The organism is Phytopseudomonas dryadis, assembly GCF_004327355.1.
Classification (GTDB): Bacteria; Pseudomonadota; Gammaproteobacteria; order Pseudomonadales; family Pseudomonadaceae; genus Aquipseudomonas; species Aquipseudomonas dryadis.
Genome location: NZ_QJUM01000008.1, coordinates 152849 through 177972, shown reverse-complemented (window position 1 = coordinate 177972; position 25124 = coordinate 152849). Strand labels below are relative to the sequence as shown.

The 25124-nt window shown below is 63.2% G+C and carries 24 protein-coding genes and 2 tRNA genes; 22 read left to right on the top strand and 4 right to left on the bottom strand.

What is annotated here, in order from left to right:
* Window positions 1-12 precede the first annotated feature (12 nt).
* Window positions 13-780 (top strand): FCD domain-containing protein, encoded by a 768-nt coding sequence (locus DNK34_RS09140; protein ID WP_131175368.1) that lies wholly within the window; start codon window positions 13-15, stop codon window positions 778-780.
* A 450-nt stretch (window positions 781-1230) separates the two neighbouring features.
* Here DNK34_RS09140 and smpB read toward each other — a convergent pair whose 3' ends face one another.
* On the bottom strand, window positions 1231-1713 hold the full coding sequence (gene smpB, locus DNK34_RS09135) for an SsrA-binding protein SmpB (protein WP_131175369.1): 483 nt from the start codon (window positions 1711-1713) through the stop codon (window positions 1231-1233).
* A 205-nt stretch (window positions 1714-1918) separates the two neighbouring features.
* Here smpB and DNK34_RS09130 point away from each other — a divergent pair, with 205 nt between their 5' ends.
* Together DNK34_RS09130 and DNK34_RS09125 are read left to right on the top strand one after the other, a co-directional pair.
* Window positions 1919-2353 carry a type II toxin-antitoxin system RatA family toxin gene (locus DNK34_RS09130; protein WP_131175370.1) on the top strand — a complete coding sequence of 145 codons (435 nt, stop codon included), beginning with the start codon at window positions 1919-1921 and terminating at the stop codon, window positions 2351-2353.
* Window positions 2346-2669 (top strand): RnfH family protein, encoded by a 324-nt coding sequence (locus DNK34_RS09125; protein WP_131175371.1) that lies wholly within the window; start codon window positions 2346-2348, stop codon window positions 2667-2669. Before DNK34_RS09130 ends, DNK34_RS09125 begins: the two co-directional genes overlap by 8 nt.
* Window positions 2670-2729: 60 nt before the next feature.
* Here DNK34_RS09125 and DNK34_RS09120 read toward each other — a convergent pair whose 3' ends face one another.
* Window positions 2730-3239 carry an outer membrane protein assembly factor BamE gene (locus DNK34_RS09120; protein WP_131175372.1) on the bottom strand — a complete coding sequence of 170 codons (510 nt, stop codon included), beginning with the start codon at window positions 3237-3239 and terminating at the stop codon, window positions 2730-2732.
* Window positions 3240-3335: 96 nt separating this feature from the next.
* Here DNK34_RS09120 and fur point away from each other — a divergent pair, with 96 nt between their 5' ends.
* Window positions 3336-3749 (top strand): ferric iron uptake transcriptional regulator, encoded by a 414-nt coding sequence (gene fur / locus DNK34_RS09115; RefSeq protein WP_131175373.1) that lies wholly within the window; start codon window positions 3336-3338, stop codon window positions 3747-3749.
* A 71-nt stretch (window positions 3750-3820) separates the two neighbouring features.
* Here the strand turns inward: fur and recN are convergent, their stop codons facing one another.
* Complete coding sequence (gene recN / locus DNK34_RS09110) at window positions 3821-5494, bottom strand: DNA repair protein RecN (protein ID WP_131175374.1); 1674 nt, start codon at window positions 5492-5494, stop codon at window positions 3821-3823.
* A 180-nt stretch (window positions 5495-5674) separates the two neighbouring features.
* On the opposite strand from recN, the gene grpE reads away from it, so the two are divergent.
* From grpE to DNK34_RS09070, 8 genes are all read left to right on the top strand, one after another.
* Window positions 5675-6244 (top strand): nucleotide exchange factor GrpE, encoded by a 570-nt coding sequence (gene grpE, locus DNK34_RS09105; RefSeq protein ID WP_131175375.1) that lies wholly within the window; start codon window positions 5675-5677, stop codon window positions 6242-6244.
* A 99-nt stretch (window positions 6245-6343) separates the two neighbouring features.
* The gene (dnaK, locus tag DNK34_RS09100; RefSeq protein WP_131175376.1) at window positions 6344-8263 is read left to right on the top strand and encodes a molecular chaperone DnaK; all 1920 of its coding nucleotides are present in this window, start codon (window positions 6344-6346) and stop codon (window positions 8261-8263) included.
* 122 nt (window positions 8264-8385) lie between these two features.
* Window positions 8386-9510 carry a molecular chaperone DnaJ gene (gene dnaJ, locus DNK34_RS09095; protein ID WP_131175377.1) on the top strand — a complete coding sequence of 375 codons (1125 nt, stop codon included), beginning with the start codon at window positions 8386-8388 and terminating at the stop codon, window positions 9508-9510.
* An 85-nt stretch (window positions 9511-9595) separates the two neighbouring features.
* Window positions 9596-10396: a 4-hydroxy-tetrahydrodipicolinate reductase gene (gene dapB / locus DNK34_RS09090; protein WP_131175378.1), complete on the top strand. Its 801-nt coding sequence runs from the start codon at window positions 9596-9598 to the stop codon at window positions 10394-10396.
* Between the two features lie 271 nt (window positions 10397-10667).
* Window positions 10668-11804, top strand: coding sequence for a glutamine-hydrolyzing carbamoyl-phosphate synthase small subunit (gene carA / locus DNK34_RS09085; protein WP_131175379.1), 1137 nt, complete (start codon window positions 10668-10670; stop codon window positions 11802-11804).
* 31 nt (window positions 11805-11835) lie between these two features.
* Window positions 11836-15057 (top strand): carbamoyl-phosphate synthase large subunit, encoded by a 3222-nt coding sequence (gene carB / locus DNK34_RS09080; RefSeq protein ID WP_131175380.1) that lies wholly within the window; start codon window positions 11836-11838, stop codon window positions 15055-15057.
* Entirely contained in the window at window positions 15054-15530 is a 477-nt protein-coding gene (gene greA / locus DNK34_RS09075) for a transcription elongation factor GreA (protein WP_131175381.1), read from the top strand. Before carB ends, greA begins: the two co-directional genes overlap by 4 nt.
* Window positions 15531-15549: 19 nt before the next feature.
* On the top strand, window positions 15550-15945 hold the full coding sequence (locus DNK34_RS09070) for a DUF4149 domain-containing protein (RefSeq protein ID WP_242675323.1): 396 nt from the start codon (window positions 15550-15552) through the stop codon (window positions 15943-15945).
* 194 nt (window positions 15946-16139) lie between these two features.
* On the opposite strand, the gene yhbY is transcribed toward DNK34_RS09070, so the two are convergent.
* Window positions 16140-16451 carry a ribosome assembly RNA-binding protein YhbY gene (gene yhbY, locus DNK34_RS09065; RefSeq protein ID WP_131175383.1) on the bottom strand — a complete coding sequence of 104 codons (312 nt, stop codon included), beginning with the start codon at window positions 16449-16451 and terminating at the stop codon, window positions 16140-16142.
* Window positions 16452-16552: 101 nt separating this feature from the next.
* Between yhbY and rlmE the strand changes: the two genes are divergently transcribed.
* From rlmE to nusA, 10 genes are all read left to right on the top strand, one after another.
* The gene (rlmE, locus tag DNK34_RS09060; protein ID WP_131175384.1) at window positions 16553-17185 is read left to right on the top strand and encodes a 23S rRNA (uridine(2552)-2'-O)-methyltransferase RlmE; all 633 of its coding nucleotides are present in this window, start codon (window positions 16553-16555) and stop codon (window positions 17183-17185) included.
* 181 nt (window positions 17186-17366) lie between these two features.
* Window positions 17367-19283: an ATP-dependent zinc metalloprotease FtsH gene (gene ftsH, locus DNK34_RS09055; protein WP_131175385.1), complete on the top strand. Its 1917-nt coding sequence runs from the start codon at window positions 17367-17369 to the stop codon at window positions 19281-19283.
* An 8-nt stretch (window positions 19284-19291) separates the two neighbouring features.
* On the top strand, window positions 19292-20143 hold the full coding sequence (gene folP / locus DNK34_RS09050) for a dihydropteroate synthase (RefSeq protein ID WP_131175386.1): 852 nt from the start codon (window positions 19292-19294) through the stop codon (window positions 20141-20143).
* Window positions 20144-20160: 17 nt separating this feature from the next.
* The gene (gene glmM / locus DNK34_RS09045; protein WP_131175387.1) at window positions 20161-21498 is read left to right on the top strand and encodes a phosphoglucosamine mutase; all 1338 of its coding nucleotides are present in this window, start codon (window positions 20161-20163) and stop codon (window positions 21496-21498) included.
* A gap of 65 nt (window positions 21499-21563) precedes the next feature.
* Window positions 21564-22313 carry a triose-phosphate isomerase gene (gene tpiA, locus DNK34_RS09040; RefSeq protein WP_131175388.1) on the top strand — a complete coding sequence of 250 codons (750 nt, stop codon included), beginning with the start codon at window positions 21564-21566 and terminating at the stop codon, window positions 22311-22313.
* 4 nt (window positions 22314-22317) lie between these two features.
* Entirely contained in the window at window positions 22318-22707 is a 390-nt protein-coding gene (gene secG, locus DNK34_RS09035) for a preprotein translocase subunit SecG (protein WP_131175389.1), read from the top strand.
* Between the two features lie 10 nt (window positions 22708-22717).
* Window positions 22718-22803: transfer RNA gene (locus tag DNK34_RS09030), tRNA-Leu, on the top strand.
* Window positions 22804-22900: 97 nt separating this feature from the next.
* Window positions 22901-22977, top strand: a tRNA-Met gene (locus tag DNK34_RS09025).
* 126 nt (window positions 22978-23103) lie between these two features.
* Entirely contained in the window at window positions 23104-23562 is a 459-nt protein-coding gene (gene rimP, locus DNK34_RS09020; RefSeq protein ID WP_131175495.1) for a ribosome maturation factor RimP, read from the top strand.
* Window positions 23563-23628: 66 nt separating this feature from the next.
* A complete protein-coding gene (nusA, locus tag DNK34_RS09015; RefSeq protein ID WP_131175390.1) occupies window positions 23629-25110 on the top strand; it encodes a transcription termination factor NusA in 1482 nt (493 codons plus the stop codon).
* Window positions 25111-25124 lie beyond the last annotated feature (14 nt).

Genomic DNA, 25124 nt, shown 5'->3' with positions numbered 1-25124 from the left:
AGTGGTGAAGCAATGAGTTTTGGTCAGGTGCGACAGCGGCGTTTGTCGGACGATATCGTCACCCAGCTGGAGGCCATGATCCTCGAAGGCACGCTGAAAGCCGGTGAGCGCCTGCCGGCGGAGCGCGTGCTGGCCGAGCAGTTCGGCGTCTCGCGCCCGTCCTTGCGCGAGGCCATTCAGAAACTGGCGGCCAAGGGCCTGCTGAGCAGCCGCCAGGGTGGCGGCAACTATGTGTGCGAGACGCTGGGCTCCACCTTCAGCGACCCGCTGCTGCACCTGCTGGAAAGCAATGCCGATGCGCAACGCGATCTGCTCGAGTTCCGCCATACCCTGGAGGGTTCCTGCGCCTACTACGCGGCGTTGCGTGCCACCGATCTGGATCGCCAGCGTCTGACCGAGGCCTTCGACAGGCTGCTCGACTGCTATGGGCGCAGTGGTGAGGTGACCCGGGCCGAAGAGGGCGCGGCAGATGCGAGTTTCCACCTGGCCATTGCCGAGGCCAGCCACAATGCGGTGCTGCTGCACACCATCCGTGGCCTGTTCGATCTGCTCAAGCGCAACGTGGTCACCAACATCGGCGGCATGTACGCCCAACGCAGCGAAACCCGCGACATGCTGATCGTTCAGCATCGGGCCCTCTACGAGGCGATCATCGAAGGCCGCGCCGAGGAGGCACGGGCGATCTCCAACCAGCACATCGATTACGTGCAGGAGGTGCTGGCCGAAGTGATGCAGCAGGAGCGTCGCGAACTGCGCGCACAGCGGCGGCAGGGGCTTTAGGGCAGCGGCAAGCCACAAGCGGTAAGCAGGAGCCGGGCGCCCGTAGATACCGTCTCGATCCTTGGCCTGCAAGAGCCCGTTCGCAGTCAGGGTTCACAAGTAGGAGTGTCGCCCCGGCGCGATGCGATAGCGGCCATGCTGCAAAAATCGCTGTATGGCCACGATTCGCCGCGAGGTCGCGGCTCCCACGCAAATGTGGCCATTCTACGCGCTTGTTGCTGAATCCTGTGGGGGGGGGGCGGCGGCGCGGGGCGTCGAGCGATCAGGCAACGCAATCGTGGAGCGCCACATAACCCTCCAGGCGATATCCGGCGTTGCGCCAATGGTGGGTGATGGCACCATGCGGATAGGGGCGTTCATAAAAGGTCGCGTTAGGCGCCTAACCCACCCTGCGGATTGCAAGGGTGCGTGCCGCCGACGGGCTTGCCGCTTGAAGCTTGCAGCTGCTAGCTAGTCGTCCTTGCCCTTGCTGCGCATGGCGCGCTGCACTTCGCGGTCGGCGTCGCGCTCTTTCTCGGTGTGACGCTTGTCGAAGTCTTTCTTGCCCTTGGCCAGGGCCACTTCGCATTTGACCAGGTGCTGTTTCCAGTACAGCGACAGGGCGACACAGGTGTAGCCTTTCTGCTGCACCGAGCCGAACAGCTTTTCCAGTTCGCGTTTGTTGAGCAGCAGCTTGCGCGTGCGCGTCGGATCGGCGATGACGTGGGTGCTAGCGGTTTTCAGCGGTGTGATGTGGCAGCCCATCAGCCAGGCTTCGTCGTCCTTGAGCAGCACGTAGCTGTCGACCAGTTGCGCCTTGCCGGCACGCAGGCTTTTCACTTCCCAGCCGGCCAGAGCCAGGCCGGCCTCGAATCGATGCTCGACGAAATAGTCGTGCATCGCCTTCTTGTTCTGCGCGATGCTGCCTTGAGGGTGTTTCTTTTGTTTAGCCATAGGCGGCGCATTATATGGAGTCCGGCGCGACTGCGCCATGTGTGCGTAAGCGAAAGCGTGCGGCCAGTGCGCGCTTGAGCCGTTGGGGTGAATCCTCGACAATGGCCGCTGTCCTCTTTCAATGGGTCGATGCCTGTATACACCGGCGCATCGTGTCCATGGCGCCCTGTGCAATGGCGCTGCCAACCGTGGAAATACGACTGTTATGAGCACGCATATTCAACGCTCGGCCTTGTTGCCTTACCCGGCTCAGGCGCTGTACGAGCTGGTCAACGATGTCGCGCGATACCCGGAGTTCCTGCCCTGGTGTGCTTCCAGCGAGGTCTTCGAGGCCAGCGACACGCACATGCGTGCGAGCCTGGAGGTGGCCAAGGGCGGGCTGAGTCAGCGCTTCGTCACACGGAACGTGCTGGTGCCCGGGCAATCGATCGAGCTGAATCTCGAAGATGGACCATTCGAGCATCTGCACGGTCAGTGGCTGTTCAAGCCGCTGGGCGACAAGGCCTGCAAGATCAGTCTGGATCTGACCTTCGATTATGCCGGGCCGCTGATGCGCGCGACCCTCGGGCCGCTGTTCAATCAGGCGGCCAATACCCTGGTCGATGCCTTCTGCCAGCGAGCCAAGCAGCTGCATGGCTAGCGAAGCGCTATCGATCGAGGTGGTTTACGCCACGCCACGCGAGCAGGCGTTGATCCAGTTGCGACTGCCGGTTGGCACCACTGCGCGCGAGGCGGTATTGCAGTCCGGACTACAGGCGCGTTTTCCCGAGCTCGATCTGCTCGGCGCCCCGCTGGGAATCTTCGGCAAAGCCATCGCCTGCCCCGAACAGCGTGTGCTGGAAGAGGGCGAGCGTGTCGAAATCTACCGGCCCCTGCTGGCCGATCCCAAGGAGGTACGCAAGCGCCGTGCGGCCATGGCCGCGGAGCGGGCCAGGCAGACTCGGGCCGAGAGCTGAAACCGCCGCCCCATGAAAAAGCCCCGGCATGTGCCGGGGCTTTTTCGTACTGGGTAGGGCTTATTGCGGCGAGGTTTCCAACGGTTCCGGGGTCGGTACCGGAACGGTTTGCGCATCGTCCACTTCGCGCTGGATCTGTTCCAGCAGGGAGCCGGGAGCCGCCGGCTCATCGGTCTGGCTGGCGGGGGCCGTCTGGGTGTCGCCGTCACGACCAAGGATGGCGTCGTCGCGGCTTACGCCCGGCATGAAATCGCCGGACAGGCCAACCAGTTGGTCGTTGGCATCGAAGTTGACGCTGATGCGTTCCTGCTGACGTTGGCCGCCACCGGGTTGCATGCTGTAGAGGTAGTCCCAGCGGTTGGCGTGAAAGGTATCGGTCAGCAGGGGATTGCCCATGATAAACCGCACTTGACGTCGGGTCATTCCCGGCCTCAACTGGTCTATCATATCCTGCGTGACGACATTGCCCTGTTGGATGTCGATTTTATAAACCCCGGGGAATGAGCAACCGGCGAGTGCGATGAGCCCCATGAACATGAGGCTGGTCAGCAGGAGTTTGGTTTTTTGCATCGGTGGGCGTCTTCCACTATCTTGGCTGGGCAACGTAAACCCGGATCATACCCGCAATAAGGGAAGCTGCGAAGCGCTTCCGCGAGAAAGCAGACCATGGTTGAAAATAGCGAACTACGCAAGGCTGGCCTGAAAGTGACCCTGCCACGGGTCAAAATCCTGCAGATGCTCGACTCTGCTGAGCAGCGTCACATGAGCGCGGAGGATGTGTACAAGTCCCTGATGGAGGCTGGCGAAGACGTTGGTCTGGCCACGGTTTACCGGGTGCTGACCCAGTTCGAGGCGGCGGGGCTGGTGGTACGTCACAACTTCGATGGCGGCCATGCCGTGTTCGAATTGGCCGATGGCGGTCACCATGACCATATGGTGTGCGTCGATACCGGCGATGTGATCGAGTTCTTCGATGCCGAGATCGAAAAGCGCCAGAAGGAGATCGTTCGCGAGCACGGTTTCGAACTGGTGGATCACAACCTGGTTCTGTACGTGCGCACCACCGGTGCCAAGCAGTAAGTACGCCCAGTGATGAAAAAGGCGACCCCGGGGTCGCCTTTTTCACGCCTGCAATAAAGGTTGATGTGTGCTCAGCTCTGGGCGTTGCTGACCAGTTTGCGGGCATGGGCCAGGGACTCTTCGGTGAGGTCGATGCCGCCCAGCATGCGCGCGATTTCCTCGACCCGCTGGGCGTCCTCCAGCTTGCTGACGGCGGTGCGTGTGGCATTGCTGCCGCGCAGCTTGTGCACGAACAGGTGTTGATGGCCCTGCGCGGCGACCTGGGGCAGGTGGGTGACGGTGAGCACCTGGCCACGTTCGCCCAGGCGACGCAGCAATTGCCCGACCACTTCGGCGGTGGGGCCGCCGATACCGACATCGACTTCATCGAAGACCAGGGTCGGCACGCGCGACGTCTGCGCGGTGATGACCTGGATCGCCAGGCTGATACGCGACAGCTCGCCGCCTGAGGCGACCTTGGCCAGGCCCTTGAGTGGCTGCCCCGGGTTGGCGCTGACCAGGAACTCCACCTGCTCCAGGCCGTGGGGATGTGGTTCTTCGCTGCCGTTGTGGCGCAGCTCGATGCTGAAGCGTCCGCCGGGCATGCCCAGGGCCTGCATTTCCTTCTCCACGGCCTTGCCCAGCTTGCCGGCGGCCTTGCGCCGCAGGGCGCTGAGTTCGGCGGCTTTTTCCTGGTAGTGGCGGCCGTAGGCGGCCAGCTCTTCGCCCAGGCGTTCGGTGGCCTGGTCATCGGCGTTGAGGCTTTCCAGTTCCTCGAACAGCTGTTGCTGCATGGCCGGCAGTTCGCTGGGCTGGATGCGGTGTTTGCGTGCCAGGGTGTAGATGGCGTCCAGGCGTTCTTCCAGTTGCTGCTGGCGTTCGGGGTCGGCATCGAAATGGTCGAGGAAGCGGTTGAGTTCGCCGACCGCTTCCTCGACCTGGATCTGCGCGCTGGCCAGCAGGTTGGTGGCTTCGTTGAGGGCGCCCGGCTGGCCTTGGAAGGCGCTGAGCCGGTTGAGGCTGGTGGTGAGGGCGGACAGCACGTTGCCGGCATCGCTTTCGCTGCATTGTTCGATCACCTGGCGGCAGGCGCCGAGCAGGCTTTCGGCATTGGACAGGGCCTTGTGATCCTGCTCGAGCTGTTCCAGTTCGTTCTCGCCCAGCGCCAGGTTGTCCAGTTCTTCCAGCTGATAACTGAGCAACTGGTGGCGGGCGCGTTGCTCGTCGCCCTGGGACGACAGGCGCTCGAGTTCGCTGCGGGTCTGCTTCCAGCGCTGCGCGGCCAGTTGCACCTGGCGGGCGAGTTCCTGGCCCGCGGCGTACTCGTCGAGCAGGCGGCGGTGGGTGTCGACCTTGAGCAGCGACTGGTGCTCGTGCTGGCTGTGGATGTCGATCAGCAGTTCGCCCAGCGCCTTGAGGTCGCCGAGCGGGCAGGGCGCGCCATTGATGTAACCGCGCGAGCGGCCTTCGGCGGTGATCACCCGGCGCAGGATGCAGGGGCCGTCAGTGTCCAGGTCGCGCTCGGCCAGCCAGGCGCGGGCTTCGGCGATGTCGCCGAGATCGAAGCTGGCGAGGATGTCCGCCTTGTCGGCGCCGGGGCGCACCACGCCGCTGTCGGCGCGATCGCCAAGGGTCAGGCCCAGGGCGTCGAGCATGATCGACTTGCCGGCGCCGGTTTCGCCGCTGATGACGCTCATGCCGCCGTCCAGCTCCAGATCCAGGTGTTCGACGATGGCGTAGTTGTGTACGGACAGGTGCACCAGCATGGCGGGGCCTCCCAGAATGTTGTCTGGTTATTTATACAGTGTTTTGTCCGCGGCTGACAATCCTCGTCGCCCGCCTTCGCGGGTGGTTGCGCGGCGAGCCCTTGAAGCGGCGCAATCCGCCCCCATATAGCCGGCAGACGTGCGAGTTGAGGCTCGTCGAATCATTCAGAGGAGAGAGGCATGGCTGACGAACAGAACCAGGAACCGCAGATTCCCGAGGCAGAAGCGGCGCTCGACGCTACGCCGGGCGATGAACTGGCTGCTCGCGTGCAAGCGCTGGAAGAGCAGTTGGCGACTGCGCAGGATCAGTCGCTGCGCATGGCCGCCGACCTGCAGAACGTACGCCGTCGCGCCGAGCAGGATGTCGAGAAGGCGCACAAGTTCGCTCTGGAGAAATTCGCCAACGACCTGCTGCCGGTGGTCGACAGTCTGGAGCGCGGGCTCGAGCTGTCGAGCCCGGATGACGAGGCGATCAAGGCGGTGCGCGAGGGCATGGAGCTGACGCTCAAGCTGTTCCTCGACACGCTCAAGCGCTACCAGCTCGAGGCCATCGACCCCCATGGGGCGCCGTTCAATCCGGAGCACCACCAGGCCATGGCCATGCAGGAAAGCACCAACGTCGAGCCCAACAGCGTGCTCAAGGTGTTCCAGAAGGGCTACCTGCTCAACGGACGCCTGCTGCGCCCGGCCATGGTCGTGGTCAGCAAGGCGCCGGCCGAAGCGCCGCCGTCGATCGACGAGCAGGCTTGAAATCGGCCAGTGTGGCCCCATTTATTGAGTCAAGCGTTTTAGTGCTACCGCAGCTGTCGAGACATGGCGGCGGATATATCAAAGTTTCGGGAGAGTGAAATGGGCAAAATCATCGGTATCGACCTGGGGACTACCAACTCCTGTGTCTCCATTCTTGAAAACGGCAACGTCAAGGTCATCGAGAACGCCGAGGGCGCGCGCACCACGCCGTCGATCATCGCGTACGCCAACGATGGCGAGATTCTGGTCGGCCAGTCGGCCAAGCGCCAGGCGGTCACCAACCCGCACAACACCCTGTATGCGGTGAAGCGCCTGATCGGCCGGCGCTTCGACGAAGAGGTGGTGCAGAAAGACATCCAGATGGTGCCGTACAAGATCGTCAAGGCCGACAACAGCGACGCCTGGGTCGAAGTCAACGGCCAGAAGATGGCGCCGCCGCAGATTTCGGCTGAAATCCTCAAGAAGATGAAGAAGACCGCCGAAGACTACCTCGGCGAGACCGTGACCGAAGCGGTGATCACCGTGCCGGCCTACTTCAACGACAGCCAGCGTCAGGCCACCAAGGATGCCGGTCGCATCGCTGGTCTGGACGTCAAGCGCATCATCAACGAGCCGACCGCGGCGGCGCTGGCCTATGGCATGGACAAGGCCAAGGGCGACCACACGGTGATCGTCTATGACCTGGGTGGCGGTACCTTCGACGTCTCGGTGATCGAGATCGCCGAAGTCGATGGCGAGCACCAGTTCGAAGTGCTGGCCACCAACGGCGACACCTTCCTCGGTGGCGAGGACTTCGACATCCGCCTGATCGACTACCTGGTCGACGAGTTCAAGAAAGAAACCGGCATGAACCTCAAGGGCGACCCGCTGGCCATGCAGCGCCTGAAAGAGGCGGCGGAAAAGGCCAAGATCGAGCTGTCCTCGAGCCAGCAGACCGACGTCAACCTGCCGTACATCACCGCCGATGCCAGCGGTCCCAAGCACCTCAACGTGAAAATCTCCCGCGCCAAGCTGGAGTCGCTGGTCGAGGACCTGGTGCAGCGCACCATCGAGCCTTGCCGCCTGGCCCTGAAGGATGCCGGTATCGACGTCGGCGCGATCAACGACGTGATCCTGGTCGGTGGCCAGACCCGCATGCCGCTGGTGCAGAAGCTGGTGACCGAGTTCTTCGGCAAGGAAGCGCGCAAGGACGTCAACCCGGACGAAGCCGTGGCCATGGGCGCCGCCATTCAGGGCGCGGTACTGGCGGGTGACGTCAAGGACGTGCTGCTGCTCGACGTATCGCCGCTGACCCTGGGGATCGAGACCATGGGTGGGGTGATGACCGCGCTGATCGAGAAGAACACCACGATTCCGACCAAGAAATCGCAGGTGTTCTCCACCGCCGACGACAACCAGAGCGCCGTGACCATTCACGTGCTGCAGGGCGAGCGCAAGCAGGCCGCGCAGAACAAGTCGCTGGGCAAGTTCGACCTGGCCGAGATTCCGCCGGCGCCGCGCGGCGTACCGCAGATCGAAGTGACCTTCGACATCGACGCCAACGGCATCCTGCACGTCGGCGCGAAGGACAAGGCCACCGGCAAGACCCAGTCCATCGTGATCAAGGCCAACTCCGGTCTGTCCGAGGAAGAGATCGAGCAGATGGTGCGTGACGCCGAGGCCAATGCCGAGGAAGACCGCAAGTTCGAAGAGCTGGCCACCGCCCGCAACCAGGGCGATCAGCTGGTGCACGCCACCCGCAAGATGCTCACCGAGGCGGGTGACAAGGCCACCGCCGACGAGAAGGCGGCGATCGAGAAAGCCCTGGGCGAACTGGAAGTGGCGGTCAAGGGCGACGACAAGGCGGCCATCGAAGCGAAGATGAACGCGCTGTCCGAAGCGACCACGCCGCTGGCGCAGAAAATGTATGCCGAACAGCCGCAGCCGGGTGCTGCCGGCGCGGCGGATACCGGTGAAGCCAAGGGCCCTGCGGACGACGTGGTCGACGCCGAGTTCGAGGAAGTCAAGGACAACAAGTAAGCCACGGCTTGCCTGTGTTCCAGCCTGCCGCGCGCTGCGCGGCAGGTGCGATCCGCCACGCGGGGGCTTGCTCCCGCGTTGGTGTGTCTGGACGGTACGAATTTTGAGAGTGCATGAATCCAATGTCTAAACGTGATTATTACGAGGTGCTGGGGGTCGAGCGCGGTGCCAGCGAGAGTGAGCTGAAGAAGGCTTACCGGCGCCTGGCGATGAAGCATCACCCTGATCGCAATCCTGGCGACAAGGCGGCGGAAGAGGCCTTCAAGGAGGCCAACGAAGCCTACGAGGTGCTGTCCGACGCGGGCAAGCGCAGCGCCTACGATCAGTATGGCCATGCCGGTGTCGATCCCCAGATGGGTGGTGGCGGCTTCGGTGGTGGCGGCGCCAACTTCTCCGACATCTTCGGCGACGTCTTCAGCGATTTCTTCGGTGGCCAGCGCGGCGGCCAGCGGGGCGGTGCCCAACGCGGCAGCGACCTGCGCTACACCCTCGAGCTGGATCTGGAAGAAGCGGTGCGCGGCACCACGGTGACCATCCGCGTGCCGACCCTGGTCAACTGCAAGACCTGCGATGGCTCCGGGGCGAAGAAGGGCACCAGCCCGGTGACCTGTACCACCTGTGGCGGTATCGGCCAGGTGCGCATGCAGCAGGGCTTTTTCTCGGTGCAGCAGACCTGCCCACGCTGCCACGGCAGCGGCAAGATGATCACCGACCCTTGCGGTTCCTGCCATGGCCATGGCCGGGTCGAGGAGCACAAGACGCTGTCGGTCAAGGTGCCGGCCGGCGTCGACACCGGCGACCGCATCCGCCTCAGCGGCGAAGGCGAAGCCGGCGCCATGGGTGGCCCGGCGGGCGACCTGTACGTGGTGGTCAACGTGCGCGAGCACGCGATCTTCCAGCGTGATGGCAAGCACCTGTATTGCGAGGTGCCGATCAGCTTCGCCGATGCGGCGCTGGGCGGCGAGCTGGAAGTGCCGACCCTCGACGGCCGGGTCAAGCTGAAGATCCCTGAGGGCACCCAGACCGGCAAGCTGTTCCGCCTGCGCGGCAAGGGCGTGGCGCCGGTGCGTGGCGGCGGTGCCGGCGACCTGATGTGCAAGGTGGCGGTGGAAACCCCGGTCAACCTGGGGCGGCGTCAGCGTGAGCTGCTCGAAGAGTTCCGCCAGTCCCTGGCGGGCGACAGCTCCCATTCGCCCAAGGCCAACGGCTGGTTCGAAGGCGTCAAGCGCTTCTTCGGCGATCTCTGAAACCAGCCGCAAGCTGCAAGACCCGGGCAACCAGAAGTGGTGCGCTTGGCTTGTAGCTTGAGGCTTGCAGCTTGGAGCTGTTTTTATGCGTATTGCAGTCACAGGCGCCGCCGGGCGCATGGGCAAGAACCTCATTGAGGCCGTGCAGCAAGCCGAAGGCGTCATCCTGGGGGCTGCGCTGGCGCGCCCCGAGAGCACGCTGCTGGGGGCGGATGCCGGTGAGCTGGCGGCTGTCGGCAAGCTCGGTGTGGCGCTGTCCGGGAATCTGGATGAGGTGCTCGACCAGTTCGACGTGCTGATCGACTTCACTCACCCCTCGGTGACCCTGAAGAATCTGGACATCTGCCGGCAGGCAGGCAAGGCCATGGTCATCGGTACCACCGGGTTCAGTGCCGCTGAAAAGCAACTGCTGGTCGAGGCGGGCAAGGATATTCCCATCGTCTTCGCCGCCAACTTCAGTGTCGGCGTCAACCTGTGCCTCAAACTGCTGGATACCGCGGCGCGGGTGTTGGGCGACGAGGTGGATATCGAGGTGCTAGAGGCGCATCACCGGCACAAGGTCGATGCGCCGTCCGGTACGGCGCTGCGCATGGGCGAGGTCGTCGCCAACGCCCTGGGGCGCGACCTGGAAAAGGTCGCGGTCTACGGCCGTGAGGGGCAGACCGGCGCCCGTGCCCGCGAGACCATCGGTTTCGCCACGGTGCGTGCCGGCGACGTGGTCGGTGATCACACCGTGCTGTTCGCCGGCGAAGGCGAGCGCGTGGAAATCACCCACAAGGCTTCCAGCCGCATGACCTTCGCCAGGGGCGCCGTGCGTGCCGCAACCTGGCTGCGCGAGCGGCCGGCCGGGCTCTACGACATGCAGGACGTGCTGGGGCTCAAATAGCTGTCCGCACGCCCGTGGCTGGGCGCAGGCAGGCATTCCTGGCGCAGCCACGGGTGCTTCTTGCGCCCCCCGATACCCTGGCGGTGTGCCTGATCAGCGGTTTTTCCTCGGCGACGGCTTTCGAAAATCGGGCTTTTCCTGTAAGCTTCCCGCTTTAGTGTGTCCACTAAAAGTTGCGCAGAATGAATCAGATAAAAAAGCGGGATGACCTTCACACGTCATCCCGCTTTTTTACAATCTGCGTTTGCTCCACGATCTACGGGAGGTCTTCTTGAGTAAGCCAGCCATACTCGCCCTTGCTGACGGCAGCATTTTTCGCGGCGAGGCCATCGGGGCCGATGGCCAGACTATCGGAGAGGTGGTGTTCAACACCGCCATGACCGGCTATCAGGAAATCCTCACCGATCCTTCCTATGCCCAGCAGATCGTCACCCTGACGTATCCGCACATCGGCAATACCGGCACCACCCCGGAAGATGCCGAGTCGGATCGCGTCTGGGCCGCCGGCCTGATCATCCGCGACCTGCCGTTGACCGCCAGCAACTGGCGCAACAAGCAGTCCCTGGCGGACTACCTCAAGGCCAATGGCACCGTGGCCATCGCCGGTATCGATACCCGCCGCCTGACCCGCATTCTGCGCGAGAAGGGTTCGCAGAACGGCTGCATCCTGGTCGGTGCTGATGCCACCGAGGAAAAAGCCCTCGAGCTGGCGCGCGGCTTCCCCGGCCTCAAGGGCATGGATCTGGCCAAGGAGGTCAGTTGCAGCGAGCGCTACGAATGGCGCTCCAGTGTCTGGAACCTGAAGGATGACAGTCATCCCGAGATTCCCGCCAGCGAACTGCCGTATCACGTCGTGGCCTATGACTACGGCGTCAAGCTGAACATCCTGCGCATGCTGGTCGCGCGCGGCTGCCGCCTGACCGTGGTGCCGGCGCAGACCCCGGCCAAGGACGTGCTGGCGCTGAATCCCGACGGCGTGTTCCTGTCCAACGGCCCGGGTGACCCCGAGCCCTGCGATTACGCCATCCAGGCGATCAAGGACGTACTGGAAACCGACATCCCGGTATTCGGCATCTGCCTCGGCCACCAGTTGCTGGCCCTGGCCTCCGGCGCCAAGACCCTGAAGATGGGCCATGGTCATCACGGCGCCAACCACCCGGTGCAGGATCTGGATACCGGCGTGGTGATGATCACCAGCCAGAACCATGGGTTCGCCGTCGACGAGAACAGCCTGCCGAGCAACCTGCGGCCGATCCACAAGTCGCTGTTCGACGGCACCCTGCAGGGCATCGAGCGTACCGACAAGGACGCCTTCAGCTTCCAGGGGCACCCCGAGGCCAGCCCGGGGCCGAACGATGTCGCGCCGCTGTTCGACCGCTTCATCTCCGCCATGGCGGCCCGTCGCTGATCGCTGAGCCCAGGAATTCGAGAGCTATACCATGCCAAAACGTACAGACATCAAAAGTATCCTGATCCTCGGCGCCGGCCCCATCGTCATCGGCCAGGCCTGCGAGTTCGACTACTCCGGCGCCCAGGCCTGCAAGGCCCTGCGCGAGGAAGGTTTCCGCGTCATCCTGGTGAACTCCAACCCGGCCACCATCATGACCGACCCGGCCATGGCCGACGCCACCTACATCGAGCCGATCAAGTGGTCGACCGTGGCCAAGATCATCGAGAAGGAGCGCCCCGACGCCCTGCTGCCGACCATGGGCGGCCAGACCGCGCTGAACTGCGCGCTCGATCTGGAAAAGCACGGCGTGCTGGAGAAGTTCGGTGTCGAGATGATCGGCGCCAACGCCGATACCATCGACAAGGCCGAGGACCGTTCGCGCTTCGACAAGGCGATGAAGGACATCGGCCTGGCCTGTCCGGTCTCGGGTATCGCCCACAGCATGGAAGAAGCCTACGGCGTGCTGGAGAAGGTCGGCTTCCCGTGCATCATCCGTCCGTCCTTCACCATGGGCGGCACCGGTGGCGGCATCGCCTACAACCGTGAAGAGTTCGAGGAAATCTGCGCCCGTGGTCTGGATCTGTCGCCGACCCGCGAGTTGCTGATCGACGAATCGCTGATCGGCTGGAAGGAATACGAGATGGAGGTGGTCCGCGACAAGAAGGACAACTGCATCATCGTCTGCTCGATCGAGAACTTCGACCCGATGGGCGTGCACACCGGCGACTCGATCACCGTGGCCCCGGCCCAGACCCTGACCGACAAGGAATACCAGATCCTGCGCAACGCCTCCCTGGCGGTGCTGCGCGAGATCGGCGTGGAAACCGGCGGCTCCAACGTGCAGTTCGGTATCTGCCCGAACACCGGGCGCATGGTGGTCATCGAGATGAACCCGCGGGTGTCGCGTTCCTCGGCCCTGGCCTCCAAGGCCACCGGCTTCCCGATCGCCAAGATCGCCGCCAAGCTGGCGGTGGGCTACACCCTCGACGAGCTGTCCAACGACATCACCGGCGGGCGTACCCCGGCGTCGTTCGAGCCGGCCATCGATTACGTGGTCACCAAGATCCCGCGCTTCGCCTTCGAGAAATTCCCCAAGGCCGACGCCCGCCTGACCACCCAGATGAAGTCCGTGGGCGAGGTCATGGCCATCGGCCGTACCTTCCAGGAGTCCCTGCACAAGGCCCTGCGCGGCCTGGAGGTCGGCGTTGCCGGTTTCGACCCGAAACTGGATCTGGCCGACCCGGAAAGCGAAAGCACCCTCAAGCGCGAGCTGATCGTGCCCGGCGCCGACCGCATCTGGTACGTGGGCGATGCCTTCCGTGCCGGCAAGACGGTCGAGGAAGTGTTCGAGCTGACCCGCATCGACGAGTGGTTCCTGGTGCAGATCGAGGACCTGATCAAGGACGAGGAGCGGATCAAGACCCAGGGTCTGTCCAGCATCGACCGTGACGCCATGTTCGCCCTCAAGCGCAAGGGCTTCTCCGATGCGCGCCTGGCCAAGCTGCTCGGCGTCACCGAGAAGAACCTGCGCAGCCATCGCCACAAGCTCAAGGTGCTGCCGGTGTACAAGCGCGTCGACACCTGCGCCGCCGAGTTCGCCACCGACACCGCCTACCTGTATTCGACCTACGAGGAAGAATGCGAGGCCAACCCCTCGGGCCGCGACAAGATCATGATCCTCGGCGGTGGCCCGAACCGTATCGGCCAGGGCATCGAGTTCGACTACTGCTGCGTGCACGCGGCGCTGGCCATGCGTGAAGACGGTTACGAGACCATCATGGTCAACTGCAACCCGGAGACCGTGTCCACCGACTACGACACCTCCGATCGCCTGTACTTCGAACCAGTGACCCTGGAAGACGTGCTGGAAATCGTCCGCGTCGAGCAGCCCAAGGGCGTGATCGTGCAGTACGGCGGGCAGACCCCGCTGAAACTGGCCCGAGCCCTGGAAGAGGCCGGCGTACCGATCATCGGCACGTCGCCCGACGCCATCGACCGCGCCGAAGACCGCGAGCGCTTCCAGCAGATGGTCGAGCGCCTCAATCTGCGTCAGCCGCCGAACGCCACCGCGCGCAGCGAGGAGGAGGCCCTGGCGGCATCCAAGGTCATCGGTTACCCGCTGGTGGTGCGGCCCTCCTATGTGCTGGGCGGTCGGGCCATGGAAATCGTCTACCAGGAAGAAGAGCTCAAGCGTTACATGCGCGAGGCGGTGAAGGTCTCCAACGACAGCCCGGTGCTGTTGGATCACTTCCTCAACTGCGCCATCGAAGTCGACATCGACGCCGTGTGCGACGGCGAGCGTGTGGTGATCGGCGCGATCATGCAGCACATCGAGCAGGCCGGCGTGCACTCCGGCGACTCGGCCTGTTCGCTGCCGCCCTATTCGCTGCCGGCGCACATCCAGGACGAGATCCGCGAACAGGTCAAGAAAATGGCCCTGGAACTGGGCGTGGTCGGCCTGATGAACGTGCAGATGGCCGTGCAGGGCGAGGACATCTTCGTCATCGAAGTCAACCCGCGCGCCTCGCGTACCGTGCCGTTCGTGTCCAAGTGCATCGGCCTGTCGCTGGCCAAGGTCGCCGCCCAGGTGATGGCCGGCAAGACCCTGGCCGAAGTCGGCTTCACCGAGGAAATCATTCCGCCGTTCTTCAGCGTCAAGGAAGCGGTGTTCCCGTTCGCCAAGTTCCCCGGCGTCGACCCGATCCTTGGCCCGGAAATGAAATCCACCGGCGAGGTGATGGGCGTGGGCGACAGCTTCGCCGAAGCCTTCGCCAAGGCCCAGCTGGGCGCCAGCGAGATTCTGCCCAACAGCGGCTGCGCCTTCATCAGCGTACGCGACGACGACAAACCGCTGGTGGCCGATGTCGCCCGTGACCTGATCGGCCTGGGCTTCGAAGTGGTGGCCACTGCCGGCACCGCCAAGCTGATCGAGGCCGCCGGTTTGCCGGTGCGCCGGGTCAACAAGGTGACCGAAGGCCGCCCACATGTCGTCGATATGATCAAGAATGACGAAGTCACGCTGATCATCAATACCACCGAGGGGCGTCAGTCGATCGCCGACTCCTACTCGATCCGTCGTAACGCCCTGCAGCACAAGATCTGCTGTACCACCACGCTGGCGGGTGGTCAGGCGATCTGTGAGGCGCTGAAGTTCGGTCCCGAGAAGACCGTGCGTCGCTTGCAGGACCTGCATGCAGGAATCCAGGCATGAACAAGTACCCCATGACCGTCCAGGGCGCCCGCGCCCTGGAAGAAGAACTGGCCCACCTGACCAAGGTGGTGCGTCCCAAGCTCAGCCAGGACATCGGCACCGCCCGCGAGCTGGGTGACCTCAAGGAAAACGCCGAGTACCACGCCGCCCGCGAACAGCAGGGCATGGTCGAGGCGCGCATCCGCGATATCGAAGGTCGCCTGCAGAATGCGGTGATCATCGACGTCACCAGCATCGCCCACACCGGCAAGGTGATCTTCGGCACCACCGTGGAGATCGCCAACGTCGAGACCGACGAAAGCGTGTCCTACCAGATCGTCGGTGAGGACGAAGCCGACATCAAGCAGGGCAAGATCTCCGTCGGTTCGCCCATTGCCCGTGCCCTGGTCGGCAAGGAAGAGGGCGACGTGGTGGCAGTGAAGACCCCGAATGGCCTGGTCGAGTACGAGATTGTCGAAGTCCGCCACATCTGATCCGGCCGCCGCGTCCGGCATGGCCACGACCCTCTGGCTGCTGCTGCAGACCCTCTGGGTCGGTGGCCTGTGGATATTGCACTTCATGGTGCTGCCGGGGCTCTCGGCAGCGAAGCTGGCGCCCTTGCTGATCGAGGAAGTGGCGCGTGCGCTGGTGCCGCAGATGGTGATCGTCACCCTGGTGTGCGTGCTGTTGCAGGCGGGCCTGCTGGCGAAGGTGGCGGGGCTGTCGGCGCTGTGGCGCGAGCGTCGCGGGCAGTTGCTGCTGGCGACGCTGGTCGTGGCGCTGGGCTTGCTGGCCTCGCTCGAGGGCTGGCCACAGGCGCTGTACTTGCAGCGCTTCAGCTATCTGCTGCTGGCGTTTTTCGGGCTGCTGCTGGTGCAGCAGCCGGTGCCGGTGCGAAAGCAGCCATAAGCTGCAAGCTACAAGCCTCAAGTAAAAGCAGCATGGGGCTTGACAGACTTGAGATGCTGGGCGGCATTCTGATTGGCTTGCAGCTTGCAGCTTGCAGCTTGCAGCTTGCAGCTTGCAGCTTGCAGCTTGCAGCTTGCAGCTTGCAGCTTGCAGCTTGCAGGGGGCGGCCATCCGTCTTGCAGCTTGCAGCTGCTTTAACCCTGATAGCGGCTGATATTGGACAGGTTCTTGTTCGGCTTGGGGTTCTTGCGGTACAGCAGCGCCATCTTGCCGATCACCTGCGCCAGTTCGGCCTTGCTGGCCTTGCACAGCTCATCGATCACGGCCAGGCGATCTTCGCGTTCGACGATGCGCAGTTGTACCTTGATCAACTCGTGATCGTTCAGCGCGCGCTCCAGTTCGGCCAGCACGCCTTCGGTCAGGCCATTGTCGGCTACGATCAATACCGGTTTCAGGTGGTGGCCGATAGATTTGAATTGTTTCTTCTGCTCTTGAGTGAGCGGCATAATCTGAACCCTGCGTCTGATCTGGTAAAAAGCGGGCTAGTTTAACCGAGCCTCTTCGGGCCCGCCCAGCTATTCATTATTCGTCCATCCGAGGTGTTTGCGTGGCCCGTTCCAAAACCAGCCAGCGTTGGCTGAAAGAGCATTTCGACGATCCGTACGTCAAAATGGCGCAAAAGGACGGCTACCGTTCACGTGCCAGTTACAAGCTGCTGGAGGTGCAGGAAAAGGATCGAATCCTGCGCCCCGGCATGACCGTGGTCGACCTGGGGGCCGCCCCCGGCGGCTGGTCGCAGGTGACCAGCCGGCTGATCGGCGACAAGGGGCGGCTGATCGCCTCGGATATCCTCGAGATGGACAGCATCGCCGATGTGACCTTCATCCAGGGGGATTTCACCGACGATGCGGTATTCGCCCGCATCCTCGAAGCGATCGATAATCACCCGGTGGACCTTGTGATTTCCGATATGGCCCCCAATATGAGTGGGGTAAGGGCCGCGGATCAGCCGCGTGCCATGTATCTGTGCGAGCTGGCGCTGGATCTGGCCACTCGCGTGTTGAACCCTGGCGGTGATTTCCTGATCAAGATTTTCCAGGGCGAAGGTTTCGACGAGTATCACAAGCAGGTGCGGGGTCTGTTCGACAAGGTGCAGATGCGCAAGCCGCTGTCCTCGCGCGATCGCTCCCGGGAACAGTACCTGCTGGCCAGGGGCTTTCGTGGCCGTGGCGAAGAGTAAAACCAAAGGCGTGGTTGTCAGTCCAAGCGGATAGGTGCATGGTCTGATGTCTCATAAAGGGTTACAGACGGCGTCAGCTATGCGCGGGCGTTTGTAGTAAGTTAGATCGGTACATAACTGGTCGTCATGCGAAGCGCGCTTCGGCAAGGGGCCTGCTTCAGAGGGTAGCTAATTGAACGACATGGCAAAGAATCTGATCCTGTGGCTGATCATCGCCGCTGTCCTGGTGACGGTGATGAACAATTTCTCCAGTCCGAGCGAGACCAACAAGCTCAACTACTCGGAGTTCATCCAGCAGGTTCAGGATGGTGGGGTCAAGCGCGTCACCGTCGATGGCTACATCATCAGCGGCATGCGTTCCGACGGCTCGTCGTTCGAGACCGTGCGCCCGGCTATTCAGGACAATGGCCTGATCAAGGACCTGATGGACAACAACGTCGAGATCGTCGGCAAGCAGCCCGAGCAGCAGAGCATCTGGACTCAGCTGCTGGTCGCCAGCTTCCCGATCCTGGTGATCATCGCCGTGTTCATGTTCTTCATGCGTCAGATGCAGGGCGGCGCTGGCGGCAAGGGCGGGCCGATGAGCTTCGGTAAGAGCAAGGCGCGCCTGCTCTCCGAAGATCAGGTCAAGACCACCTTTGCCGATGTCGCCGGCTGCGACGAGGCCAAGGAAGAGGTCAGCGAACTGGTCGAGTTCCTGCGCGATCCGGGCAAGTTCCAGCGCCTCGGCGGGCGTATTCCCCGCGGCGTGCTGATGGTCGGCTCGCCGGGTACCGGTAAGACCCTGCTGGCCAAGGCCGTGGCGGGTGAGGCGAAAGTCCCGTTCTTCACCATTTCCGGTTCCGATTTCGTCGAGATGTTCGTCGGTGTCGGTGCCTCCCGCGTGCGCGACATGTTCGAGCAGGCCAAGAAGCATGCGCCGTGCATCATCTTCATCGACGAGATCGACGCCGTCGGTCGTCACCGTGGCGCCGGCATGGGTGGCGGTCATGACGAGCGCGAGCAGACCCTCAACCAGTTGCTGGTGGAGATGGACGGCTTCGAAATGAACGACGGCATCATCGTCATCGCCGCGACCAACCGTCCCGACGTGCTCGACCCGGCGCTGCTGCGTCCGGGCCGCTTCGACCGCCAGGTGGTGGTCGGCCTGCCGGATATCCGCGGTCGCGAGCAGATCCTCAACGTGCACATGCGCAAGGTGCCGATGGGCGACGACGTCAAGGCGGCGGTCATCGCCCGCGGTACGCCCGGCTTCTCCGGCGCCGACCTGGCCAACCTGGTCAACGAGGCGTCGCTGTTCGCCGCCCGTGCCGGCAAGCGCCTGGTGGAAATGAAGGAGTTCGAGCTGGCCAAGGACAAGATCATGATGGGCGCCGAGCGCAAGACCATGGTCATGTCCGACAAGGAGAAGCTCAACACCGCGTTCCACGAGGCGGGTCACGCCATCGTCGGGCGCCTGGTGCCCGAGCACGATCCGGTCTACAAGGTGTCGATCATCCCCCGCGGCCGCGCCCTCGGCGTGACCATGTTCCTGCCGGAAGAAGATCGCTACAGCCTGTCCAAGCGCGCCCTGATCAGCCAGATCTGCTCGCTGTACGGCGGCCGTATCGCCGAGGAGATGACCCTGGGCTTCGATGGCGTCACCACCGGTGCCTCCAACGACATCATGCGCGCCAGCCAGATTGCCCGGAACATGGTCACCAAGTGGGGCCTGTCCGAGAAGCTCGGCCCGCTGATGTATGCCGAGGAGGAGGGCGAAGTGTTCCTCGGACGCGGCGCGGGTGGCCAGAGCAGCAATATCTCCGGCGATACCGCCAAGCTGATCGATCAGGAAGTGCGCAGCATCATCGATCACTGCTACGACACCGCCAAGCGGCTGCTGGAAGAGAACCGCGACAAGCTCGACGCCATGGCCGAAGCGCTGATGAAGTACGAGACCATCGATGCCGATCAGATCGACGACATCATGAACGGACGTATCCCGCGCGAGCCGCGTGACTGGACGGGCGGTGGCAGCGATGCCGGCAAGCCGATCGCCAAGTCCGACGAGGCCGATCGCCCGGAGAAACCCATCGGCGGTCCTGCCGCCGAGGTGTAAGGTCCTCCATGTCCGTAGCGCAAAACCCGAACCGGCTGCCGTGTGGCAGCCGGTTTCTTGATTTAAGCCATCCGCATGTGATGGGTATCCTCAACGTCACGCCCGACTCCTTTTCCGATGGCGGTCGCTTCGCCAGGCGCGATGCCGCCTTGCGGCATGCCGAGGGCATGCTGCTGGCCGGCGCCAGCCTGATCGACGTCGGCGGCGAGTCCACGCGCCCGGGGGCGCAGGCGGTCTCGGCGGACGAAGAGCTCGAGCGTGTGGCGCCGGTGGTCGAGGCGATCGCCGCCGAGCTGGATGTGATCGTTTCCGTGGATACCTCCACGCCCGAGGTCATGGCCGAGTCGGCCCGTCTCGGTGCCGGGTTGATCAACGATGTGCGCTCGCTGCAGCGCGAGGGCGCGCTCGAGGTGGCGGCGCGCAGCGGCCTGCCGGTATGCCTCATGCACATGCGCGGCGAGCCGACGACCATGCAGCAGCGCCCGGAATATACCGATGTGCTGGTGGCGGTCGAGGATTTCCTGCGCGAGCGCCTGGCGGTGTGCGCGGCTGCGGGAATCCCGGCCGAGCGCATCATCCTCGATCCCGGCTTCGGCTTCGCCAAGACGCTGCAGCACAATCTCGATCTGTTCCGGCGGATGCCGGCCTTGCATGAGTTCGGCCTGCCCCTGCTGGTCGGTGTGTCGCGCAAGAGCATGATCGGCGCCGTGCTGGGGTGTGAGGTCGATCAGCGCCTGTATGGCAGTCTTGCCCTGGCCGCCCTGGCGGTCGCCAAGGGCGCAACAATTCTACGCGTGCACGATGTGGCGGAAACCGTCGATGTCGTGCGCATGGTCGCCGCAGTCGAGTCGGCGCGGTAACGAAAGGGAGTCGTGTCTTGAGTCGAAAGTATTTTGGTACCGATGGCATTCGTGGTCGTGTCGGTGAGTATCCCATTACCCCCGAGTTCATGCTCAAGCTCGGCTGGGCAGCGGGAATGGCCTTTCGCAAGCAGGGCAAGTGCCGCATCCTGATCGGCAAGGACACGCGTATCTCCGGCTATATGTTCGAGTCGGCGCTGGAGGCCGGCCTGTCCGCGGCCGGTGCCGACGTGCTGTTGCTCGGGCCGATGCCGACCCCGGCAATCGCCTACCTGACGCGGACCTTCCATGCCGAGGCGGGGATCGTCATCAGTGCCTCGCACAACCCCCATCACGACAATGGCATCAAGTTCTTCTCCGGGCAGGGTACCAAGCTGCCCGACGATGTCGAACGGATGATCGAGGAGTTGCTCGATACGCCGATGACCGTGGTCGACTCCGAGCAGTTGGGCAAGGTCTCGCGGATCAACGATGCCGCGGGCCGCTACATCGAGTTCTGCAAGAGCAGCGTGCCGAGCAGTACCGATTTCGCCGGTCTGAAAATCGTCCTCGATTGTGCCCATGGCGCGGCCTACAAGGTGGCGCCCGCGGTATTCCAGGAACTGGGCGCCGAGGTCTCGGTGCTGTCGGCCCAGCCCAATGGGCTGAACATCAATGCCGGTTGTGGTTCGACCCACATCGAGAACCTGCAGGCCGAGGTGGTGGCGCGTCAGGCGGATCTGGGCATCGCCTTCGATGGCGATGCCGACCGCGTGCTGATGGTCGATCACACCGGCGCGCTGGTCGACGGTGACGAACTGCTGTACATCATCGCCCGGGATCTGCAGGCGCAAGGCCGGTTGCAGGGCGGGGTGGTCGGTACCCTGATGAGTAACCTGGGGCTCGAGCTGGCCCTGAGCGAACTGGGCATTCCCCTGGTGCGGGCCAAGGTCGGCGACCGCTACGTGATTGCCGAACTGTTGGCGCGCAACTGGCAGCTCGGTGGAGAGAACTCCGGGCATCTGGTGTGTGTCCAGCATGTCACCACCGGTGATGCCATCGTTGCCGCGCTACAGGTGCTGCTGGCCATCCGCCGACGGCAGCAGAGCCTGGCCGAGGCGCGCCAGGGCATGCGCAAGTGCCCCCAGGTGCTGGTCAACGTGCGTTTTGCCGGTGGCGTCGATCCGCTCGAGCACCCGGATGTGCAGGCTGCCAGTGCGCGGGTCAGCGAGAGCATGGCGGGGCGCGGTCGTGTGCTTTTGCGCAAATCCGGAACCGAGCCGCTGGTGCGGGTGATGGTCGAGGGCGAGGACGAAGCCCAGGTGCGTGGCTATGCCGATGAATTGGCTAAAATTGTTGCTCGCGTCTGTGTCTGATTCGGCTTGCCAGTACCGATACTGTTGGGTAACATCTGCGCCCTCTTTGACCGACGAGGTACAGCATGCGTCGCCCACTGGTTGCTGGTAACTGGAAAATGCACGGTACCCGCGCCAGCGTCGCAGAGCTGCTCGACGGTCTGGCTCGGCAGGTGTTACCGGCTGACGTCGATACCGCCGTATTCCCGTCCTGCGTGCATATCGCTCAGGCGGTGGATGGCCTGGGGTCGATGGCGGTAGGGGCGCAGGATTGCGCGGTCGAGTCCGGGCAGGGTGCCTTCACTGGCGAAGTATCCGCCAGTCAGTTGCTTGATGCGGGCTGTAGCATGGTGCTGGTCGGCCATTCCGAGCGTCGCCTGATTCTGGGCGACAGCGATGAGCAGGTCGTGCGCAAGTTCGCTGCCGCTCAGGTGGTGGGCCTGCTGCCCATGCTCTGTGTCGGCGAGACCCTGGAGCAGCGCGAGGCTGGCGAGACGCTTGCGGTGGTTGGGCGTCAGCTCGACAGCGTGATCGACGCCCTGGGGGTCGAGGTCTTCGCCAGGGCGGTAGTGGCTTACGAGCCGGTATGGGCGATAGGTACCGGGCTGACGGCATCGCCCGAGCAGGCCCAGGATGTCCATGCGGCGATCCGTGCGCGGCTGGCGGCGAAAGATGCCGGCGTGGCGGGTGCTTTGAGAATTCTATATGGCGGCAGCGTGAAGGCCGCCAACGCGGCCGAGCTGTTCGGCATGCCTGATATCGATGGGGGGCTTGTGGGTGGAGCCTCTCTGAATGCGGATGAGTTCGGTGCGATCTGTCGCGCCGCAGGAAGCTGAGAATATGCTGGAAACAGTCGTAGTAGTTCTTCATCTGCTGGGTGCGATCGGTGTGGTTGTGCTGGTTTTGCTGCAGCAGGGCAAGGGTGCCGATGCGGGCGCTTCGTTTGGTGCGGGTGCCTCGAATACCGTGTTCGGTAGCCAAGGAACCACTACCTTTCTGAGTCGTGTTACTGCTATACTCGCCACCGCTTTTTTCATTACCAGCTTGGGGTTAGCGTATTTTGCTAATCAAAAAGCTGATACGCTTGGTCGGGCTGGTCTGCCCGATCCGGCAGCGCTGGAAATCCAGCAGGAGTCAAAACCTGCTGCAGCAGAAGATGTACCGGTGCTTGAACAACAGGCGCCAGCTTTGGAGCAGCAAGACGTACCTCAAGCTTCCGAAGAGCAGTAAAGCGTTATTTGCCGAGGTGGTGGAATTGGTAGACACGCTACCTTGAGGTGGTAGTGGCCATAGGCTGTAGGGGTTCGAGTCCCCTTCTCGGTACCAATTTACAAGCAGGCCCGCTACATGCGGGCTTTCTTGTTGCTGGAGCGTCGGTTGACCCGGTTGCGGGTTCGGCCGTATACTTCGGCCCCAGCTTTGACGCGGGGTGGAGCAGTCCGGTAGCTCGTCGGGCTCATAACCCGAAGGTCGTTGGTTCAAATCCAGCCCCCGCAACCAGTAGTAGCGGAGCCCCTTTCAAGGGGCTTTTTGCTAGCTGGTGAACAGGTTTGCCGTTGCACAGACGGTTTTATGGATGGGCGTTTCGCCCATTTTTTATTTGCACAGCATGCGCGAGGGGTTCGGGTGTCGAGCAAGCTAGAACAGTTGCAGGCCTTGGTGGCCCCGGTAGTCGAGGCGCTCGGCTATGAATGCTGGGGTGTCGAGTTCCTGTCGCAAGGGCGGCATTCTCTGCTGCGCATTTATATCGATCATGCCGATGGCATTCTCATCGACGATTGCGAGAAGGTCAGTCGGCAGATAAGCGGTGTTCTCGATGTCGAGGACCCGATCGCGGCGGAGTACACCCTCGAGGTGTCATCGCCGGGCATGGATCGGCCGCTGTTCACATTGCCACAGTTCGCCAGTCATGCTGGCGAGCAAGTGAAGATCAAGCTGCGCTCGCCGTTCGAAGGGCGCCGCAACTTTCAGGGTCTGCTCCGCGGTGTGGAGGAGGAAGACGTGGTGGTACAGGTGGATGACCACGAGTTTCTCTTGCCGATCGATCTGATCGACAAGGCCAACATTATCCCCCGGTTTGATTGAGACGCGGATCCCGCGGGGTACGCGGATTGCGTGGATCCAAATGGATTGCGAAAGGCGAGGCGTACGATGAGCAAAGAAGTACTGCTGGTTGTTGAGTCGGTATCCAACGAAAAAGGCGTGCCGGCCGCTGTGATTTTCGAGGCGCTCGAGTTGGCCCTGGCCACGGCGACCAAGAAACGTTATGAAGACGAAGTCGAGTTGCGCGTGGCGATCAATCGCCAGAGCGGCAACTATGAAACCTTCCGCTGCTGGACGGTGGTCGATGAAGCCGATTTCGAAGATCCGGCTCACCAGGTGACCACTGACATGCCGCGCGCCGTCGAGGCGAACGCCAAGGTCGGCGACGTGCTCGAGGAAAAGATCGAGTCCATCGAGTTCGGCCGTATCGCGGCGCAGACCGCCAAGCAGGTCATCGTGCAGAAGGTGCGCGAGGCCGAGCGTGCGCAGGTCGTCGAGGCCTATCGCGAGCGTCTGGGCGAAATCATCGCCGGCACCGTGAAGAAGGTCACCCGCGACAACGTGATCGTCGACCTGGGCAACAATGCCGAAGCATTATTGGCCCGCGAAGACATCATCTCGCGCGAAACCTTCCGCGTCGGTGCTCGCTTGCGTGCGCTGCTCAAGGAAATCCGTACCGAGAACCGCGGTCCGCAGCTGATCCTGTCGCGTACCGCGCCGGAAATGCTGATCGAGCTGTTCCGCATCGAGGTGCCGGAAATCGCCGAGGGCCTGATCGAAGTCAAGGCCGCTTCGCGTGATCCGGGCTCGCGGGCCAAGATCGCGGTGCGTTCCAAGGACAAGCGCATCGATCCGCAGGGTGCCTGTATCGGTATGCGCGGTTCGCGCGTGCAGGCGGTCTCCGGTGAGCTGGTCGGCGAGCGTGTCGACATCGTGCTGTGGGACGACAACCCGGCGCAGTTCGTCATCAACGCCATGTCGCCGGCCGAAGTGGCGGCGATCATCGTCGACGAGGATGCCCATGCCATGGACATCGCTGTCGGCGAAGACAACCTGGCCCAGGCCATTGGCCGTGGCGGCCAGAACGTGCGCCTGGCCAGCCAGCTGACCGGCTGGACGCTGAACGTGATGACCGAGGCGGACATCCAGGCCAAGCAGCAGGCGGAAACGGGCGATATCCTGCAGGGCTTCATCGACGAGCTGGAAGTCGACGAGGAACTGGCCCAGGTGTTGGTCGAGGAAGGCTTTACCAGCCTGGAAGAAATCGCCTACGTGCCGATGGAAGAGATGCTCAGCATCGATGGTTTCGACGAAGAAATCGTCAACGAACTGCGCTCGCGAGCGAAGGATCGTTTGCTGACCAAAGCCATCGCCACAGAAGAAAAACTGGCAGACGCCCAACCGGCCGAAGACCTCCTCGCTCTCGAGGGTATGGACAAAGGCCTGGCGCAGGAACTGGCAGTGCGCGGTGTGATTACCCGCGAAGACCTGGCCGAGCAGTCTATTGACGACCTGCTCGACATCGACGGCATCGACGAAGAGCGTGCCGGCAAGCTGATCATGGCCGCCCGAGCCCACTGGTTCGAGTAAGTTTTACGGCCTGA

What these genes read in the sequence shown, in the direction of transcription:
- DNK34_RS09125 (WP_131175371.1), top strand. Translation starts at nt 2,346, where the DNA reads ATGGCTAGCGAAGCGCTATCGATCGAGGTGGTTTACGCCACGCCACGC.
- carB (WP_131175380.1), top strand. Translation starts at nt 11,836, where the DNA reads ATGCCAAAACGTACAGACATCAAAAGTATCCTGATCCTCGGCGCCGGC.
- DNK34_RS09120 (WP_131175372.1), bottom strand. Translation starts at nt 3,239, where the DNA reads ATGCAAAAAACCAAACTCCTGCTGACCAGCCTCATGTTCATGGGGCTC.
- tpiA (WP_131175388.1), top strand. Translation starts at nt 21,564, where the DNA reads ATGCGTCGCCCACTGGTTGCTGGTAACTGGAAAATGCACGGTACCCGC.
- fur (WP_131175373.1), top strand. Translation starts at nt 3,336, where the DNA reads ATGGTTGAAAATAGCGAACTACGCAAGGCTGGCCTGAAAGTGACCCTG.
- grpE (WP_131175375.1), top strand. Translation starts at nt 5,675, where the DNA reads ATGGCTGACGAACAGAACCAGGAACCGCAGATTCCCGAGGCAGAAGCG.
- smpB (WP_131175369.1), bottom strand. Translation starts at nt 1,713, where the DNA reads ATGGCTAAACAAAAGAAACACCCTCAAGGCAGCATCGCGCAGAACAAG.
- dnaK (WP_131175376.1), top strand. Translation starts at nt 6,344, where the DNA reads ATGGGCAAAATCATCGGTATCGACCTGGGGACTACCAACTCCTGTGTC.
- nusA (WP_131175390.1), top strand. Translation starts at nt 23,629, where the DNA reads ATGAGCAAAGAAGTACTGCTGGTTGTTGAGTCGGTATCCAACGAAAAA.
- DNK34_RS09070 (WP_242675323.1), top strand. Translation starts at nt 15,550, where the DNA reads ATGGCCACGACCCTCTGGCTGCTGCTGCAGACCCTCTGGGTCGGTGGC.
- DNK34_RS09140 (WP_131175368.1), top strand. Translation starts at nt 13, where the DNA reads ATGAGTTTTGGTCAGGTGCGACAGCGGCGTTTGTCGGACGATATCGTC.
- dnaJ (WP_131175377.1), top strand. Translation starts at nt 8,386, where the DNA reads ATGTCTAAACGTGATTATTACGAGGTGCTGGGGGTCGAGCGCGGTGCC.
- DNK34_RS09130 (WP_131175370.1), top strand. Translation starts at nt 1,919, where the DNA reads ATGAGCACGCATATTCAACGCTCGGCCTTGTTGCCTTACCCGGCTCAG.
- greA (WP_131175381.1), top strand. Translation starts at nt 15,054, where the DNA reads ATGAACAAGTACCCCATGACCGTCCAGGGCGCCCGCGCCCTGGAAGAA.
- yhbY (WP_131175383.1), bottom strand. Translation starts at nt 16,451, where the DNA reads ATGCCGCTCACTCAAGAGCAGAAGAAACAATTCAAATCTATCGGCCAC.
- ftsH (WP_131175385.1), top strand. Translation starts at nt 17,367, where the DNA reads ATGGCAAAGAATCTGATCCTGTGGCTGATCATCGCCGCTGTCCTGGTG.
- dapB (WP_131175378.1), top strand. Translation starts at nt 9,596, where the DNA reads ATGCGTATTGCAGTCACAGGCGCCGCCGGGCGCATGGGCAAGAACCTC.
- recN (WP_131175374.1), bottom strand. Translation starts at nt 5,494, where the DNA reads ATGCTGGTGCACCTGTCCGTACACAACTACGCCATCGTCGAACACCTG.
- secG (WP_131175389.1), top strand. Translation starts at nt 22,318, where the DNA reads ATGCTGGAAACAGTCGTAGTAGTTCTTCATCTGCTGGGTGCGATCGGT.
- folP (WP_131175386.1), top strand. Translation starts at nt 19,292, where the DNA reads ATGTCCGTAGCGCAAAACCCGAACCGGCTGCCGTGTGGCAGCCGGTTT.